Here is an 18,224-nt window from a genome sequence, read left to right on the forward strand (position 1 = left end):
AGAGGTTCCCCGAGAACCTTGATTGAAGAAGGTGCACGGCTATAGTCCGCGCCGTTTTTTTCACCCCTCTACAGGAGAGAAGAACATGACCCGGCGCACGCCGCTCAACGAGGCCCATCGCAGGCTTGGCGGCAGGATGGTGGATTTCGCCGGCTGGGACATGCCGGTGCAGTACAGCTCCGTCATCGCCGAGCACGAGGCGGTGCGCAATGCCGTGGGTCTGTTCGACGTGTCCCACATGGGGGAGATCGAGTTCACCGGTCCTGGTGCCCTCGAGACCGCCAACAAGCTCATCACCAATGATCTCTCCAAGAGCGCGGATGGCCAGGCCGTCTACGCCGGGCTGCTCAATGACCAGGGCGGCTTCGTGGATGACGTGGTGGCCTACCGCTTCTCGTCCGAGCGGATCCTCATCGTCGTCAACGCGTCCAACAAGGACAAGGACTTCGCCTGGATGAAGTCGCGCGCCGAGGGCGTGAAGCCCGTGGACCGCAGCGACGACTACGCGCAGATCGCCGTGCAGGGCCCCAAGGCGGTGGGCCTGGTGCAGCGGCTCACTTCGGTGGACGTGTCGAAGATCGGCACCTACCGCTTCTCCGAGGGCCAGGTCGCAGGTGTGCAGTGCATCATCTCGCGCACGGGCTACACGGGTGAGGACGGCTTCGAGCTGTACTGCGCCTCCGGCGAGGCGGAGAAGCTCTGGGACGCGCTCCTGAAGGAGGGCCAGCAGGACGGGGTGAAGCCCTGCGGCCTGGGCGCTCGCGACAGCCTGCGCACGGAGATGAAGTACGCCCTCTATGGCAACGAGATCGACGACCAGCACACCGCGCTGGAGGCGGGGCTGGCGTGGATCTGCAAGCTGGACAAGGCGGGGGGCTTCATCGGCCGTGAGGCGCTGGCGAAGCAGAAGGCCGAGGGCGTGAAGCGCAAGCTGGTGGGCTTCGAGCTGACCGGCCCCGGTATCCCCCGCCACGGTTACCCCATCCTCAAGGACGGTCAGCGGGTGGGCGAGGTGACGAGTGGTACGATGGGCCCCTCGTTGAAGAAGTCCATTGGCATCGGCTACGTGCCCGCCGAGCTGGCGGCCGAGGGTTCGACCTTCGAGGTGGAGATCCGTGGACGCGCGGTGCCCGCTGTCGTCGTGAAGACCCCTTTCTGGAAGAAGTCCTGACCCATTCCCCTTTTCCGAAGTACCCCCGAACACGAGGAGTACGGACATGGCTAGCAACACTCCCGAGAATCTCAAGTACACGAAGGAGCACGAGTGGGTCCGCGTGGAGGGCAACCGCGCGGTGGTGGGCATCACCGACCACGCCCAGAGGACGCTCGGAGATGTGGTGTACGTGGAGCTTCCCAAGGTGGGAGACAAATTCGAGGCCTCCGCGCCCTTCGGCTCCATCGAGTCCGTGAAGGCCGTGTCTGAAGCCTTCTCTCCGGTCTCGGGCAAGGTGGTGAAGGTGAATGAGGAGCTGAACTCCAGCCCCGAGGACATCAACGCCGACCCCTACGGGGACGGGTGGCTCATCGAGATCGAGCTCTCGAACAGCAAGGAGCTGAACGAGCTCCTGTCTGCCTCTCAGTACCAGGATTACGTGAAGGACTCGGAGTGACTCGCACCCGGGCTGAATGAGCGCGGCCCGATTGTTACTTACCGCCTTTCGTCACACCCGCACTGCGAGTGCTCACAACCATGTCCTTGAACTGGAAATATCAGGAGTCGTTCGCTGACCGGCACATCGGGCCGGATGAGAAGGAACTGCAGGGGATGCTGAAGACCCTGGGGTTGGGCTCGGTCGACGAGCTCATCGACCAGACGGTCCCCGCTGCCATCCGCTCGAAGGAGCCGCTGAAGCTGGCGGGCCCCTGGTCCGAGCACGACGCGCTCACGACGCTGGAGGCGATCGCGGCGAAGAACCAGCTGTTCCGGTCCTTCATCGGGATGGGCTACTACGACACCCACACCCCGCACGTCGTCCTGCGCAACATCCTTCAAAATCCGGGCTGGTACACCCAGTACACGCCCTACCAGGCGGAGATCGCCCAGGGCCGTCTGGAGGCGCTGCTCAACTTCCAGACGATGGTGATGGACCTCACGGGCCTGGAGGTGGCCAACGCCTCCCTGCTCGACGAGGGCACGGCGGCGGCCGAGGCCATGGCCCTGGCGCTGCACACCAAGGGAGACGGCAGCGGAGGCGCCTTCTTCGTGTCGGAGACGTGCCACCCGCAGACGCTCGACGTGGTGCGCACCCGCGCCCAGCCGATGGGCGTGGAGGTGGTGGTGGGCGACCACCGCACGGTGGACCTGAGCGCGAAGAAGTACTTCGGCGCGCTGGTGCAGTACCCCGCCACCGACGGCCTGGTGCACGACTACCGCGCCTTCGGCGAGAAGGTGCACGCGGCCGGTGGCCTCTTCATCGTGGCGACGGATCTGCTGGCGCTGACGATGCTCACCCCGCCGGGCGAGTTTGGCGCGGACGTGGCGGTGGGCAGTGCGCAGCGCTTCGGCGTGCCCATGGGCTACGGCGGTCCGCACGCGGCCTTCTTCGCCACGAAGAACGCCTACACGCGCGTCATGCCGGGCCGCATCATCGGCGTGTCCGAGGATGCCCAGGGCCACCGCGCCCTGCGCATGGCGCTGCAGACGCGCGAGCAGCACATCCGCCGCGAGAAGGCCACGAGCAACATCTGCACCGCGCAGGTGCTGCTGGCCATCATGGCCGGCATGTACGCGGTGTACCACGGGCCCCGCGGCCTGAAGGCCATCGCCGAGCGCGTGCACGGGCTGACGGTGCTGCTGGCGCGCGGCCTGACGAAGCTGGGCTACGGCGCCAACTACGAGAACGTGTTCGACACGCTCCGCGTGGAGACCGCGCCGCCGCACATCCGGGGAATTCTCTCGGCCGCCGAGGCCAAGGGGATGAACTTCCGCCGCATCGACGAGCGGGCCATCGGGCTGAGCCTCGACGAGACGACGCGTCCCTCCGACGTGGAGGCCATCCTCGCCGTGTTCGCCGGCAGCAAGCCCCTGGGCTTCACGCTGGAGGAGTTGGGCAAGGACCTCAAGAGCACCGTCGCCGAGGGCCTGCGCCGCACCAGCCCGTACCTCACGCACGCGGTCTTCAACAGCTACCACTCCGAGACGGAGATGCTGCGGTACATCCGCCGCCTCGAGTCGCGTGACTTGTCGCTCACGCACTCGATGATTCCGCTCGGGTCGTGCACCATGAAGCTCAACGCCACCGCGGAGATGATCCCCGTGACGTGGCCGCAGTTCGGCAAGCTGCACCCGTTCGCGCCCAGCTCCCAGGCGGCGGGCTACCGCGTGCTCTTCGAGCAGCTCGAGCAGATGCTGGCGAGCGTGACGGGCTTCGCGGGCGTGTCGCTGCAGCCCAACGCGGGCAGCCAGGGCGAGCTGGCGGGCCTGCTCGTCATCCGCGCCTACCAGGAGCACCGTGGCCAGGGTCACCGCGACGTGTGCCTCATTCCGTCGTCGGCGCACGGCACCAACCCGGCCTCGGCGGTGATGGCGGGCTACAAGGTGGTCGTCGTCAAGTGCGACGAGAACGGCAACATCGACGTGGCCGACCTGCGCGCCCGGGCGGAGCAGCACAAGGAGAAGCTGGCCGCCCTGATGGTGACCTACCCGTCCACGCACGGCGTGTTCGAGGAGGACATCAAGGAGATCTGCTCCGTGGTGCACGAGCGCGGCGGGCAGGTGTACATGGATGGGGCGAACCTCAACGCCCAGGTGGGGCTGACGAAGCCGGCGGAGATCGGCGCGGACGTCTGCCACATCAACCTGCACAAGACGTTCTGCATCCCGCACGGTGGTGGCGGCCCGGGCATGGGCCCCATCTGCGTGGCCAGCCACCTGGCGAAGTTCCTGCCGGGCCACCCGGTCATCTCCACCGGCGGCAAGGAGGGCATCGGAGCCATCTCCGCGGCCCCGTGGGGCAGCGCCAGCATCCTGGTCATCTCGTGGATGTACATCGCGATGATGGGCGCGGAGGGCCTGACGAAGGCCACGAAGACGGCCATCCTGAACGCCAACTACATCGCCGAGCGGCTGCAGCCGCACTACCCGGTGCTCTACCGCGGCAAGCGGGGCCGGGTGGCGCACGAGTGCATCGTGGACCTGCGGCACCTGAAGAAGACGGCGGGTGTCGAGGTGGAGGACGTGGCCAAGCGGTTGATGGACTACGGCTTCCACGCGCCGACGGTGTCGTTCCCGGTGGCGGGCACGCTGATGATCGAGCCGACGGAGAGCGAGTCCAAGGCGGAGCTGGATCGGCTGTGCGACGCGCTGATCTCCATCCGTGGGGAGATCCGCGAGATCGAGGAAGACAAGGCGCCCAAGGACAACAACGTCCTGAAGAACGCGCCGCACACGGCCCGGGTGATGACGGCGCCGGAGTGGAACCGGCCGTACTCTCGCGAGAAGGCCGCGTTCCCGGCGGCGTGGGTGGCGGAGCACAAGTTCTGGCCGTCCGTGGGCCGGCTGAACAACGTGCTGGGTGATCGCAAGCTGGTGTGCTCGTGCCCGCCGATCGAGGACTACATGTCGCCGGAGCCGTCGAAGGCGGCGTAGTCCTCGCATCCTCGCGAGCCTCTTCCCAGACAAGGGCCTCGGGTTCTCCGGAACCCGGGGCCTTTTGTTTTCTGGGACCCGCTCTTCTCGTGGCGCGGCGATTCCAGGCACAGCGCAACGGTTGGAATCCCCGGGCGCTTTGGCCGATGCCTGGCGCTCGCGGTCGTTATTTCTGGGTTTCCCTCACACATCTAATGACAGTTCGGCTGAGCCGCCACCCCCAAAAGCGACTCATCTGAGATCCAATCCACATTCGCGAATGCAATTTCACTGCATACATCCGCTGAAGCTGTTTTTTGGGGTATCTTTGGATTCACGGAAAACGGTACAGTGGACCATACGGTGTGGCCGTAATTTCACCGGGTGGGTCATTGCAGACAATGCAAGGAGAGAGCGACATGAAACTCAAACGCAACATCCAAGGGCTCGCGGAGTGGAGGTCTCAGGGGCGCGGGCGGCTCTTCGTTGCGCTGGTGACGCTGGCTTTGGGAGGGGCTTGCAACAGCACGGACTCACAGGAGCGTTCCAGCGCTCGGGATACGGGAAACCTCTCCGAGCGCTGTGAGGTGAAGCCGCCGTTTACGGGCAACTTCGAGCCAGAGCTGCAGTGGGAGTGGACGGGTAGTCCGGTTCTTCCCACGCACAAGCAGGTGATGATGCAGCCGGTGGTGGTGGACGTGAACCGGGACGGTATCCCGGACATCGTGTTCAGCTCCTTCGACGGCGACTTCTACAACACGGCCTACCAGAACGGGTACGACGGCAACAGCAACGGCGTGCTGCGGGCCATCAGCGGCAATGACGGACACGAGCTGTGGACGGTGGAGAATCCATCCTACCGGGTGAAGCCCGCCGCGAGCATCGCCGCCGGTGACATCGACGGAGACGGCGCGGTGGAGATCTGTGCCATCCCCGAGAACGGGCGGGGCATCATCTGTTTCGAGAACGATGGCGCCTTCAAGTTCCGCTCGGCTCCGGACGCGTATGACTACAACGAGTGGGGCGGTCCCTCGTTGGCGGACCTGGACGGCGACGGCACCGTGGAGATCCTCGACGGCAACCGGGTCTACAGCAACACGGGCGCGCTGAAGTGGGTGGGCTCGGATGGAATGGGCGGAGCGCTGTTCACCGGCCCGGTGTCGTTCGCGGCGGACATCGACCAGGACGGCAAGCTGGAGGTCATCAACGGCCGCTCGGTGTACAGGGCCGATGGCACGCTCAAGTGCGCCAACACGACGATTCCCCATGGCTTCGCGGCGGTGGGCAACTTCGACGGTGATGCGGCGGGAGAGATCGTGGTGGTGGGGCAGGGGCTCAATGAGAACGCCGGCAAGGTGAGCCTGCTCGACGACAACTGCCAGCTGCTGTGGAGCCGCGACGTCTACTACACCAACCCTGGACAGCCCTTCCCGACCAAGCCGGGCCACGGCGGCGCGCCCAACATCGCGGACTTCGATGGCGACGGGCAGCTGGAGATCGGCCTGGCCGGCGAGTGGAACTACACCGTCTACGGAGCCGACGGCTCGGTGAAGTGGAGCTTCCCCATCCAGGAGTACAGCTCCGGCAAGACGACCTCCACCACCTTCGACCTCGATGGCGATGGCAGGCCCGAGGTCATCTACGCCGATGAGCTCAAGTTGCGCATCTTCGACGGTGTCACCGGTGCACTGCGCTGGGAGACGAAGCACAGCTCGGGTACCACGCACGAGTTCCCCATCGTCGCGGACGTGGATGGTGACGGTGCCGCGGAGATCGTGACGGTGGAGAACAACCACGCGGCTCCGGGCTTCAACGGGGTGAGGGTGTGGCACGACAAGAAGGAGGGGTGGGCTGGAACGCGGAAGATCTGGAACCAGCACGCGTATGCCATCACGAACGTGAACAACGACGGCACCATCCCGGCGCACCCTGCGACCAACTGGCTCAACCCGAAGCTCAACAACTTCCGCTCCAACGTGGCCAACTACTTTGGAGAGGGCCCCAGCCCCTATGCGGCGGCGGACCTGGTGGCCTCGGACGTGACGGTGTCGTGTGACGGTTACGGCTCGCTGGTGCTCGGCGCGAGCGTGCGCAATCAGGGTGAGGCCGCGGTGGCCGCTGGAGTGAAGGTGGCCTTCTACAAGGGCAACCCGGCCTCGGGCGGCACGCTGCTCGGCGTGGCGACGGTCACCGACGCGCTGCCTGCGGGGGGCTCGGCCATTGCCACCCTCGTGACCACGTCTTCGGCCACCGGCACCGCCGAGGTGTTCGCCGTGGTGGATGATGGCGGCACGGGCGCGGGTTCCATCACCGAGTGCCGCGAGGACAACAACGGCGCGTCCACGACGGCCAACCTGTCGTGCTCGGAGACGCCGGCCAATCAGCCGCCGGTGGCCCTGTGCCGCGACGTCACGGTGAACGCTGACGTCTACTGCCTGGCCAGTGCCGACGTGAACAACGGCAGCTACGACCCGGACAATGGGCCGTCTCCGCTGTACATCTCCCAGGCGCCCTCATCGTTCAATCTGGGCACCCACCTCGCGACGCTGACGGTCTCGGATGGTGAGGCGAGCGACTCGTGCGTGGGCACCGTCACCGTGGTGGACAACTCGAAGCCGGCCGTGAGCTGCCCGGCCTCGCAGGTCTTCGAGACGTGCTCGCCGTCCGGTGCCACGGCCACCTTCGAGGCCACGGCCACCGACAACTGCGGCCCGGCGGCCGTCACCTGCTCGCGTGCCTCCGGCTCCACCTTCCCGGTGGGCGAGACGCCGGTTGCCTGTGCCGCCACGGATGGTTCTGGCAACACGGCCTCGTGCGGCTTCACCGTCACGGTGCGCGGCGACACCACGCCGCCCGTGCTCAGCTGCCCGACTGCCCCGGTGGTGGTCAACTCGTGCACCACGGGGAACTCCACGGCCACCTTCTCGGCCACGGCCACGGATAACTGCGGCCCGGTGCCCGTCACCTGCTCGCATGCCTCCGGCTCGTCCTTCCCGGCGGGTGACACGACCGTCACCTGCTCGGCGGCGGACGCCTTTGGCAATAAGGCCTCGTGCAGCTTCACCGTGCAGGTGAGCGGCGGCAATCCCTCCGCGCCCCCCACGCCCGGTGCGGACAAGGGGATGGAGCTGTGGCCGCCCAACCACAAGTACGTCACCATCTCGCTGGCCGACTGCGCCGAGCCCGCGAAGGACTCGTGCGGCAACCCGCTGCCCCTGGAGACCTACGGCCACGTGCTGCGCGTCACCTCGGACGAGGTGGAGGACGACAACGGCAACGGTGACGGCCGCACCTGCGATGACATGGTCGTCTCCGTGGGCAGCTCGTCCGTGGACGTCCGCGCCGAGCGCGAGGGCGGTGGCGACGGCCGCCTCTACACCATCTACTACGCCGTCACGAACGCCGCCGGGGTCTCCACCGAGAGCAGCTGCCGCGTCCACGTGCCCCACGACCAGTCCGGTCGTGTCGCGGTGGACAGTGGTGTGAAGTACTGCGTCGGCCAGGGGTGCCCCCCGGGCACCACCGAGGGCAGCCCGCTGTGCCAGTGAGCCCGCGCTAGGCTGAATCCGAAGAAGGCAGGGGCCCGGAACCGATGGACGGTTCCGGGCCCTTCGCTTTTTTACGCCCGGCTTGGATTTCGAAAGGCATTGCTCCCAGGCCAGACATTCGCTCCGGATACGTCGTCCTTTCTGGGATTCCCTCTCACATACGGAGACAGGACAGCTCAATCGCTACACCCGGGATGCATAAATCCTCAATCACTAGCATCGAGTGTCAGCAATCAGATTGCACACATCTGCCTTCACTGCACATTTGGGATATCCGGGATCCAACGCAACCGGTACATTGCAAAGTGCTGTTTGAGTAGCAGTGAACCGGGGTCATGACCGAAAGCGGAAGGAGAGGGGTAATGAAGGTCAAACGCAGCACGCAGGGGCTCATGCAGTCGCGGGGCCAGGGGCGTGGGCGACTCTTCGTTGCGCTGGTGGTGCTGGCTACGGGGGGAGCTTGCAGCACTGGGGAGTCGAAGGCGCCATCCAATAGCACTCGCGGCACGGCCAATCTGTCCGAGCGTTGCGAGGTGAAGCCGCCCTTCAAGGGCAATTTCGAGCCAGAACTGCAGTGGGAGTGGACGGGCAGTGAGATTCTTCCCGCGCACAAGCAGGTGATGATGCAGCCGGTGGTGGTGGACGTGAACCGGGACGGCATCCCGGACATCGTGTTCAGCACCTTCGACGGCGACTACTACAACTCGACCTACCAGAACGGTGGTGACGGCAACAGCAACGGCGTGCTGCGAGCCATCAGCGGCAATGACGGGCACGAGTTGTGGACGGTGGAAGACGAGGCCTACCGGGTGAAGCCCGCCGCGAGCATCGCCGCCGGTGACATCGACGGAGATGGCGCGGTGGAGATCTGTGCCATCCCCGAGAACGGGCGCGGAATCATCTGTTTCGAGAACGATGGCGCCTTCAAGTTCCGCTCGGCTCCGGACGCGTATGACTACAACGAGTGGGGTGGCCCCACGATCGCGGACCTGGATGGCGACGGAGCCGTGGAGATCCTCGACGGCAACCGCGTCTACAGCAACACGGGCGCGCTGAAGTGGGTGGGCTCGGATGGAATGGGCGGAGCGCTGTTCACCGGCCCTGTGTCATTCGCGGCGGACATCGATCAGGACGGCAGGCTGGAGGTCATCAACGGCCGCTCGGTGTACAAGGCCGATGGCACGCTCAAGTGTGCCAACACGGAGATTCCCCACGGCTTCGCGGCGGTGGGCAACTTCGACGGTGACGCGGCGGGCGAGATCGTGGTGGTGGGGCAGGGGCTCAATGACAACGCCGGCAAGGTGAGCCTGCTCGACGACAACTGCCAGCTGCTGTGGACCCGGGACGTGAACTACACCGACCCCGGGAAGCCCTTCCCCACGAAGCCCGGTCACGGCGGCGCGCCCAACATCGCGGACTTCGATGGTGATGGGCAGCTGGAGATCGGCCTGGCGGGTGATTGGAACTACACCGTCTACAGGGCCGACGGCTCGGTGAAGTGGAGCTTCCCCATCCAGGAGTACAGCTCCGGCAAGACGACCTCCACCACCTTCGACTTCGAGGACGATGGCAGGCCCGAGGTCATCTACACCGATGAGCTCAAGCTGCGCATCTTCGACGGCGTCACCGGCGCGCTGCGCTGGGAGACGGCGCACAGCTCGGGCACCGCGCACGAGTTCCCCATCGTCGCGGACGTGGATGGTGACGGTGCCGCGGAGATCGTGACCGTGGAGAACAATCACTCGGCTCCGGGCTTCAACGGAGTGAGGGTGTGGCACGACAAGAAAGAGGGCTGGGCTGGGACGCGGAAGATCTGGAACCAGCACGCGTATGCCATCACGAACGTGAACAACGACGGCACCATCCCGGCGCACCCTGCGACCAACTGGCTCAACCCGAAGCTCAACAACTTCCGCTCCAACGTGGCCAACTACTTTGGAGAGGGCCCCAGCCCCTATGCGGCGGCGGACCTGGTGGCCTCGGACGTGACGGTGTCGTGCGACGGTTACGGTTCGCTGGTGCTCGGTGCGCGCGTGCGCAACCAGGGTGAGGCCGCGGTGGCCGCTGGAGTGAAGGTGGCCTTCTACAAGGGCAATCCGGCCTCGGGCGGCACGCTGCTCGGCGTGGCGACGGTCACCGACGCGCTGCCCGCGGGGGGCACGGCCATCGCCACCCTCGTGACCACGTCCTCGGCCACTGGTACCGCCGAGGTGTTCGCCATGGTGGACGATGACGGTACGGGCTCGGGCTCCATCACCGAGTGCCGCGAGGACAACAACGGCGCGTCTACGACGGCCAACCTGTCGTGCTCGGTGACGCCGACGAACAAGCCGCCGGTGGCCCTGTGCCGCGACGTCACGGTGAACGCCGATGCTGCCTGCCAGGGCAGTGCCGACGTGAACAACGGCAGCTACGACCCGGACAACGGGCCGTCTCCGCTGTCCATCTCCCAGGTGCCCAACACGCCGTTCGGTCTGGGTACCCACCCTGTCACGCTGACGGCCGCGGATGGTGCCGCGAGCGATTCGTGCGTGGGCAATGTCACCGTGGTGGATACGACGAAGCCGGCCGTGAACTGCCCGGCCTCGCGGGTGGTCGAGACGTGCTCGCCGTCCGGTGCTCCCTCGACCTTCGAGGCCACAGCCACCGATTACTGCGGCCCGGCGCCCCTCACCTGCACGTACGCCTCCGGTTCCACCTTCCCGGTGGGCGATACCTCCGTCTCCTGCCGTGCCACGGATGGTTCTGGCAACACGGCCTCGTGCGGCTTCACCGTCACGGTGCGTGGCGACACGACGCCGCCGGTGCTCAACTGCCCGACCTCGCCGGTCGTGGTGAATGTGTGCACCTCGGGGAGCTACAAGGCCACGTTCGAGACCTCGGCCACCGACAACTGCGGCCCGGTGCCTGTCACGTGCTCGCACGCTTCCGGCTCCGAGTTCCCGCAGGGTGACACGGTCGTCACCTGCTCGGCATCGGACGCCTTTGGCAACACGACCCTGTGCGAGTTCCTCGTCACCGTGAAGGGCCGTCGCGGCGACGGTGGCGGCGGCGGTGGTGGTGGTGACAACGACGACGACGATGACCACCACGGTGGCGGTGGCGGCGGTGACAACGACGACGACGATGATCACCACGGCGGTGGTGGCAGCGGCGGTGGGTGCGGTCACGACCACAACCACAGCGGTAGCTGCAACCACGACCACAGCCATGGTGGCGGTAGCGGCGGCGGCAGCAGCGGTGGGTGCGGTCACAACCACAACCACACCGGTAGCTGCAACCACGACCACAGCCATGGTGGCGGCAACGGCTTCACCAGTGGCAGTGGCTGCGGTCACGACCACAACCACACCGGTAGCTGCAACCATGATCACAGCCATGGTGGCGGTAGCGGTGGCGGCAACGGCCATGACGATGACGATGATCACGGCCATGGTGGTGGCAGCGGTGGCGGCCACGACGACGACGACGATGGTCACGGCCATGGCGGCGGTGGCTGCGGTGGCGGCCATGACGACGACGACGATGGCCACGGCCATGGCGGCGGTGGTGGCGGCGGCGGTTACTGCGACGACGAAGACGATGACGGCGGTGACGGTCAGTGCCAGGCAGCCGCGCCCATTCCTGGTGCGGACAAGGGCATGGTGCTGTGGCCGCCCAATCACAAGTACGCCACCATCTCGCTGTCCGAGTGCGCCGCTCCCGCGAAGGACGCATGCGGCAATCCGCTTCCGTTGGATGTCTATGGTCACGTCCTGCGTGTCACCTCGGACGAGGTGGAGGACGACAACGGCAACGGTGACGGCCGCACCTGCGAGGACATGTCCGTCATCGTGGGCAAGTCGTTCGTACAGGTCCGCGCCGAGCGCGAGGGCAACGGGAACGGCCGCGTCTACACGGTCTACTATGCCGTCAAGAACGACGCGGGCGTCTCCACGGAGAGCAGCTGCCGTATCCACGTGCCCCATGATCAGTCCGGCCGCAACGCGGTGGACAGCGGTGTGAAGTACTGCGTCGGTCAGGGGTGCCCCGCCGGCACCACCGCGGGGAGCCAGAGCTGCAAGTGACCCCACGGTTGGGTTGGGAGTGAAGAGGGGCTCGGAGCCGCCAGGCGGTTCCGGGCCCCTCGCTTTGGTGCGTTCCTCAGGGCGGTGGCACGCGGGCGCCGAGCTTCTCCCGGCGGACGAGCAGCACTTCGCGCAGGATGATCTGCCCGGTCGCCATCAACGGTACCGCCAGCACCGCACCGATGATCCCGGCCAGCTCCGCGAAGAAGACCACCGCGAACAGGGTGAGCAGCGGGTTGACGTGCACCGTGCGCCGGAAGACCAGGGGTGCCAGCACGTTGCCCTCGAGCTGTCCGTACAAGATGAAGTAGATGACCGCCGCCAGTGCCTTCCATGGCCCGGCCGTGGCGAGCGTCAGCAGGCTGATGGTGGATCCGGCCACGATGGGCCCCGCGTACGGCACCATGCTGGAGAATCCGCTCGCGATGCCCAGGGGCAGGAAGAAGGGCATCCCGATGATGGCCAGGAAGGTGGTGGTGAGGGTGGCGTTGATCGAGCAGATGAGGGTGAGCCCGGCCAGGTAGCCCCCGGTCGCGGTGTACACCTTGCTCAGCACGCGCTCGTAGCGTGTGCGGTGCTCGGGGAGGGACTGGGAGAGCAGCCGCTCCACCAGCCCCGGGCCGAAGGCCAGCATGAACACCACCAGGAATGCGACCGTGACCCCCGCTCCGAGCAGGCTGAACACCCCGGTGACGGCTCGCAACAGCGGAGGCAGTGCGCCCGAGGCCAGGCTGGTCGTGTCCTGGGCCTGCTGCTCCAACTGCTCGATGATGTGGAAGTGCACCTCGAGTCGCTGGAAGAACCTCGAGGCGCGAAACTCCTCGATGAGGCTGGGAATCTGGGCGATCAGCTCCTGCGCCTGGGCGACGGCGGCGGGAATCACCAGGCTGCCCACGATCGTCAGGGCGAGCACGACCATGCTGAGCACCAGCGCGATGGCCACGCCTCGCTTGAGCCCGGCCTCGACCAGCAGGGCCACCAGGTGATTCAGGGCGACCGCGAGGAGCGCGGCGATGCCCGTGAGGATGAGTGCTACCTCGGCCTTCACGAGCAGCACCGCCAGGGTCGCCACGGCGAGCACGGCGAAGCACACGGTGAAGGCCGTCTTGAGTGTCACCTGGGAGGGGTGACCCATGGACGAGTTGATGCCCGCCAACGTGACCCCCTCTGGCACGAGCCGTTGTCTCCTCCCACGGTGCTTCGTGTCGGGCGCCGCGACAACTGTGCGTCGCTTGCCTGCCCGCTGAGTCTCCTGCTGTCAGGACGGGTACTGGCATGGTTTGCTCTGCACCCATGCGCTCGCTGCGAGACCGGCTGCTTGCCCCTACCGATGCCGCGCCACTGGCCTGGTTCCGACTCGTCTTCGGCGTGACGATGATGGTCGAGGTCTACCGTTATTTCTCCCGCGGATGGATCGAGGGCTACTACATCGAGCCGACCTTCTTCTTCAGCTACTACGGCTTCGATTGGATCAATCCCTGGCCTGGCCATGGGATGTACGTCCACTTCGCGGCGCTCGGCGTGCTGGGCGCGATGATCGCGGTGGGCTTCTGCTACCGGGCCGCCGCGCCGCTGTTCTGGCTCGGGGTGACGTACGTCTTCCTGCTGGACCAGACGCATTACCTCAACCACATGTATCTGGTCTGCCTCCTGGCCTTCCTGCTCATCTGGCTCCCCGGGGGCGAGGCGTTCGCGCTCGATACGCGGCTGGGGTGGGCTCGCCCGCGTGGCACCGTGCCGGCCTGGATGCTCTGGCTCGTCCGCGGGCAGATTGGGCTCGTCTATTTCTTCGGCGGCATCGCCAAGCTCGAATCGGACTGGCTCAGCGGTGTGCCGGGCGCCATGTTCCTGAGTCAGCGGGAATTCACCGCGCCGCTCGCGCAGCTCGAGTGGGCGTCCCGGATGTTCGCGCTCAGTGGTGCCGCCTTCGATCTGCTCGTGGTGCCCGGGCTGCTCTGGCGGCGTTCACGCCCCTGGGCGATCGCCGCCGCGGTGTGCTTCCACCTCACCAACGCACGGCTCTTCCAGATCGGCATCTTCCCGTGGCTGATGCTCGCCGTCACGCCGGTGTTCTTCGAGCCCCGGACGGTGCGGCGGTGGCTCGAGTGGTTGTGGCCCTGGCGCGAGCCCGTGGCCAAGGCCAAGGCCTCCAAGGCGTCCCCCAAGGCCAAGGCGTCCCCCAAGGCCAAGGCGTCCCCCAAGGTCAACGAGCCCCCCAAGGCCAAGGAGCTCCCCGTGAACCCGGCCTGGGCTCGGGCCGGGCTCGTGTTCTTCGGGCTCTGGCTCGCGTTCCAGGTCCTCGTGCCCCTGCGCCACTGGCTCTACCCGGGCGAGGTGAATTGGACCGAGGAGGGCCACAACTTCTCCTGGCACATGAAGCTGCGCAACAAGTCCGGGATGGTGCGCTTCTACGGGCGGGATCCGCGCACGGGCGAGCGCTGGAAGATCGACCCCCGGCCGCTGCTCACCGAACGGCAGTACCAGAAGATGACGACCCGGCCGGACCTGGTCCTCCAGTTCGCCCACGAGCTCGCGCGCCGGTACGAGCAGGAGGGACGCCCCGGAGTCGAGATCTACGCCGATGCGCGGGCGTCGTTGAACGGCCGCCCGCGTCAGCCCATGGTGGACCCGGAGGTCGATCTCGCCTCCCAGGCCTGGACCTGGCGGCACTCCCCGTGGATTACCTCGCTCAGCAGCGAGCCGCTCGCCTTCTCCCCGCCCGACTCCACCTGATGCCCGCGGCCGCTCCCTCCTTCGAGGGCGCTCGTCTCAGTCCTCGCCGAACATCAGCCGGCGCACCACGGGCACGGGCGGGTAGCCGTAGGACACGACGGCGTCGTGGAAGCGCTGCAGGGTGAAGTCCTTGCCCCAGCGCGCCTTCGCCTCCTCGCGCAGCTCCAGGAGCATCTTCTTGCCCAGCGCGTACACCAGGTAGGTGGGATCGCTCGTGCCGCGGCGCGCCTCGCGCTCGGCGTTGGTGTGCGTCATGTACGCTTCCTCCTCGAAGAAGCGCACCGCCTGCTCGTACGTCATGCCCCGCGTGTGCAGCGACAGACCCACCTGGTAGCGCGCCAGCCGCTGCAGGTAGAGCGCCAGCTGGTTCAGCTTCAGCTTGTCCGCCTTCGGCCCCGTGCCGCCGTAGCCGGCCTCCAGCATCATCTGCTCGGTGTACAGGCCCCAGCCCTCGCTGAACGAGCCACTGCCCATCAGCTTGCGCACCTTCGAGTCCACCCGGTTCGTCCACAGGAACTGCACGTAGTGGCCCGGGTAGGCCTCGTGGATGGAGACGAGCTCCAGCGCGTGGCGGTTGTAGAAGCTCATGTGCTGCTCGGTCTGCTCGGCGTTCCACGCCGGGTCCGGCGGCGTCACGTAGTAGTAGGCCTCCGTGGCGCTCGTCTCGTAGGGGCCCGGCGTGCTCATGCTCGCGAAGGAAAGTGCCCGGTTGAAGCTCGGCGTCTCCGCCACCTGGGCCCGCACCTCGCTCGGGAGGGTGATGATGTGCTCGTCCACCAGGTACTGGCGAATGGTCTCCAGCGTCGCCCTCGCGGTGGGGACCAGCTCCGCCGGCGTGGGGTGCTCCTTCCCGAGCTCTCTGTACACGTCCATGGGCGCCTTCGTGGCGTCGAGCCGCCGCGCCACCGCGCGGAACTCGTCCTGCGTGCGCTTCAGCTCCGTGCGTCCCCAGGCCAGCAGGCTGTCGATGTCCTCGGTGACTCCCTCCTCGTACTGGAGCTTCCGGCGGTAGATGGACTCGCCAATGGCGAAGTCCCCGTTGGAGCGCGGCAGCAGGTCCTCGCGCAGGAAGCGCACGTAGTCCTCCAGGGCCGCGAGCACCCGGGCCTGCTCCTTCTGGAAGGACTCGCGCAGGGCCGCGTCCTTCACCGGCGCGAAGGCCTGGGGCAGGGTGTCCGCGAAGAGCGAGCGCGTGCCGGCCGCCTGCTGCAGGGCGATCTCCGTCCACAGCCGAGGCGTGTTCTTCAGTGTGGCCTTGCCCGTGGCGAACACCTCGGGCAGCCGGGCCATGCGCGCCACCGCCGAGCGCATCCGCTGCTCGAGCGGCGCGAAGTCGCGGTTGATGAGCAGGTAGACGGAGCTGGAGGCGAGGTTCAGGTACGTGTTGGGGTTGCGCTCCCAGCCGCGCACCTCCTCGATGTCCAGGATGCGGGCCTTCAGGTTGGACTCGAGGATGTCGTAGTCGGCCCGGTCGAGCGGAGGCAGCGCCGAGCGGTCCACCTGTTGGGGCAGGGTGGTGAGCTCCTGCTTCAGGAAGGCGGCCCAGGCCAGCTGCTCCTCGGCGGTGAAGCCAGCCATCTGGTCATCGTAGGTGTGCAACCCCCGGGACGTGGCGGCCAGGGGGAAGCGGCGGAACTGCTCCTCGAAGTGCGCATCGACGAAGCGGCGCAGGGAGCGCTGCGCGGGAGACAGCGTGGCGACGTCCGCCTGCGCGGCGGGGCGAGAGGTGGCACAAGCGGACAGCAGGACGAGCAACGCGGCGACGGGCGCGCGGGTGGATGACGCGGGCAATCAGCACCTCCGGGAGGGGCAGGAGACTGGCCCACCCGTGCCCCCGCCACAACCCGGGATTCCGTGGGCGGGGCAGAGCGTCACTGGGAGGCCCGACATTCGGGCCTCGCCTCGCCCCGGAGTTCCGGACATGGTTGTCATCGCTCTCCTGCCTGGAGGGCCAGCGGGGTCGACAGGCGCTGACAATCCGACTGTGATGTCCTGTATGGAGGACGGCATGGGGCCTGGCGTGGTCTTCACCCCCGATGACACGGACTGGCGTCTGCCTTCGGCGGGCCCGGGCCTGCTGCTCGACGTGCCGAGCGCGGGCCCGTGGCTCCAGCGGCCCTCCCTGCACGTGGAGGTCGCGCCGCGCTACCGGCTGCGCGTGAACAGTGGAGGACAGCCGCTGCTCTGGGCGCGCATCGATGACTGGTGGGATGGGTGCGGCATGCTCTGGGGCACCGTCAGTGCTCCCTGGGGCCTCCCGCCGCTCTCGGCGGCCGAGGTTCGCGGCGTTCCGCACGACCCCGGCTCTCCCCGCTGGTGGGAGACCTGGACACGGCATGTGGCGGGAGTGCTCGTGGACTCCCCGCATCCGGTGCTCCACTCGGGACGCTGGTGCCTGCGGCCCCTCCGGCGGGTGTCCCTGCGTGAGTCCGCCCCCTATCCCTGCATTCCGAGCACCCAGCTCGGCAGCCTTCCCGATCCTCCCCATTCGCTCGAGCGCATCCTGCGGATCGAGCGGTTCGGGACGGAGGACTGGGCCTCGGGCGGTGTCCCCGCGGGAGTGGAGGTGCACAGCGGGGCGGTGCTGCCGCTGCGTGCCCCCTCGCCCGAGGACGATGGCCGCGTGAAGCGCTGGCGCAAGCTGGCTCGCGAGGGGACGCTGCCTCCGGCGCTGCTGCTCTACGTGGAGCTCATCGGGAAGTGGTTGGTGCTGGACGGGCACGACCGTCTGCATGCGGCCCTGCTCGAGGGGCTCTCTCCGCCCTTGTTGGGACTCTGGCCCGTCGTCGAGACGCAGGTTCCGGTGGAGCCCTTCCGGCGCGAGGGCATGTGGCTCGCGGCGGAGGCGCAACTGGGCAACCGGAAGACGCCCGAGGGAATCGACGGCGCCAACCGGACGCTGCTGCGCGAGTTCGCGGGGTCCAGGCGTGCCGCCGTGACGCGTGCCTGGCCCGTGCGAGGGGGCGTCGAGTCCTGGCGCGCCGAGGTGCTCGCCTGGCGCAGGTGGAGCCCCTTCCCGGTGGACGAGGAGGCCTGGGAGTGGTTCGTATCCCCCGGGATGTGAGCGCGCGGGGGAGGGGATTCAGCAGTGCGCCACGGGCGTCGTGGTGGTGAAGAGCAACACGGGGCGGACGAGCGCGTCGATCTCGGCGGCGTTCTTGCGCTTTTGTGCCGCGGCGTTGCGCAGCTCCCTCTTGCCCGAGAGCAGCAGGCCCGCGGTGATGATCGCGAAGGCCGTGACGTAGATGGCGAGTTCGGTGGTCATGTCCCCTTCCATTCCTGGCATTCATCTGGACAGGGTCCGGAGCG

The 18,224-nt window shown here is 67.3% G+C and carries 10 protein-coding genes; 7 read left to right on the plus strand and 3 right to left on the minus strand.

The genetic code is table 11. The annotated features are described in order from the left end of the window. The first annotated feature begins 85 nt into the window (after positions 1–85). The 5 genes from gcvT to DAT35_RS62195 all read left to right on the plus strand — a co-directional run bounded on the left by gcvT (position 86) and on the right by DAT35_RS62195 (position 12,182). Positions 86–1,171 (plus strand): glycine cleavage system aminomethyltransferase GcvT, encoded by a 1,086-nt coding sequence (gene gcvT / locus DAT35_RS40445; RefSeq protein ID WP_108074638.1) that lies wholly within the window; start codon positions 86–88, stop codon positions 1,169–1,171. A gap of 46 nt (positions 1,172–1,217) precedes the next feature. Continuing rightward, the gene (gcvH, locus tag DAT35_RS40450; protein WP_108074639.1) at positions 1,218–1,610 is read left to right on the plus strand and encodes a glycine cleavage system protein GcvH; all 393 of its coding nucleotides are present in this window, start codon (positions 1,218–1,220) and stop codon (positions 1,608–1,610) included. An 80-nt stretch (positions 1,611–1,690) separates the two neighbouring features. Further along, positions 1,691–4,588, plus strand: coding sequence for an aminomethyl-transferring glycine dehydrogenase (gcvP, locus tag DAT35_RS40455; protein WP_108074640.1), 2,898 nt, complete (start codon positions 1,691–1,693; stop codon positions 4,586–4,588). 398 nt (positions 4,589–4,986) lie between these two features. Beyond that, a complete protein-coding gene (locus DAT35_RS40460) occupies positions 4,987–8,115 on the plus strand; it encodes an FG-GAP-like repeat-containing protein (protein WP_108074641.1) in 3,129 nt (1,042 codons plus the stop codon). Positions 8,116–8,477: 362 nt separating this feature from the next. After that, a complete protein-coding gene (locus DAT35_RS62195; RefSeq protein WP_304466079.1) occupies positions 8,478–12,182 on the plus strand; it encodes an FG-GAP-like repeat-containing protein in 3,705 nt (1,234 codons plus the stop codon). A 76-nt stretch (positions 12,183–12,258) separates the two neighbouring features. Here the strand turns inward: DAT35_RS62195 and DAT35_RS40475 are convergent, their stop codons facing one another. Further along, positions 12,259–13,356 (minus strand): AI-2E family transporter, encoded by a 1,098-nt coding sequence (locus DAT35_RS40475; protein ID WP_233262004.1) that lies wholly within the window; start codon positions 13,354–13,356, stop codon positions 12,259–12,261. 119 nt (positions 13,357–13,475) lie between these two features. Here DAT35_RS40475 and DAT35_RS40480 point away from each other — a divergent pair, with 119 nt between their 5' ends. Beyond that, the gene (locus tag DAT35_RS40480; protein ID WP_158502100.1) at positions 13,476–14,915 is read left to right on the plus strand and encodes an HTTM domain-containing protein; all 1,440 of its coding nucleotides are present in this window, start codon (positions 13,476–13,478) and stop codon (positions 14,913–14,915) included. A gap of 36 nt (positions 14,916–14,951) precedes the next feature. Here DAT35_RS40480 and DAT35_RS40485 read toward each other — a convergent pair whose 3' ends face one another. Further along, a complete protein-coding gene (locus tag DAT35_RS40485; protein ID WP_108074643.1) occupies positions 14,952–16,706 on the minus strand; it encodes a DUF885 domain-containing protein in 1,755 nt (584 codons plus the stop codon). A 217-nt stretch (positions 16,707–16,923) separates the two neighbouring features. Between DAT35_RS40485 and DAT35_RS40490 the strand changes: the two genes are divergently transcribed. Then, complete coding sequence (locus DAT35_RS40490; protein WP_108074644.1) at positions 16,924–17,979, plus strand: hypothetical protein; 1,056 nt, start codon at positions 16,924–16,926, stop codon at positions 17,977–17,979. A gap of 18 nt (positions 17,980–17,997) precedes the next feature. Here the strand turns inward: DAT35_RS40490 and DAT35_RS40495 are convergent, their stop codons facing one another. Then, positions 17,998–18,180: a hypothetical protein gene (locus DAT35_RS40495; protein ID WP_108074645.1), complete on the minus strand. Its 183-nt coding sequence runs from the start codon at positions 18,178–18,180 to the stop codon at positions 17,998–18,000. Positions 18,181–18,224: the final 44 nt, after the last annotated feature.

Origin of the sequence: Vitiosangium sp. GDMCC 1.1324 (assembly GCF_003044305.1) — a bacterium.
Classification (GTDB): domain Bacteria; phylum Myxococcota; class Myxococcia; order Myxococcales; family Myxococcaceae; genus Archangium.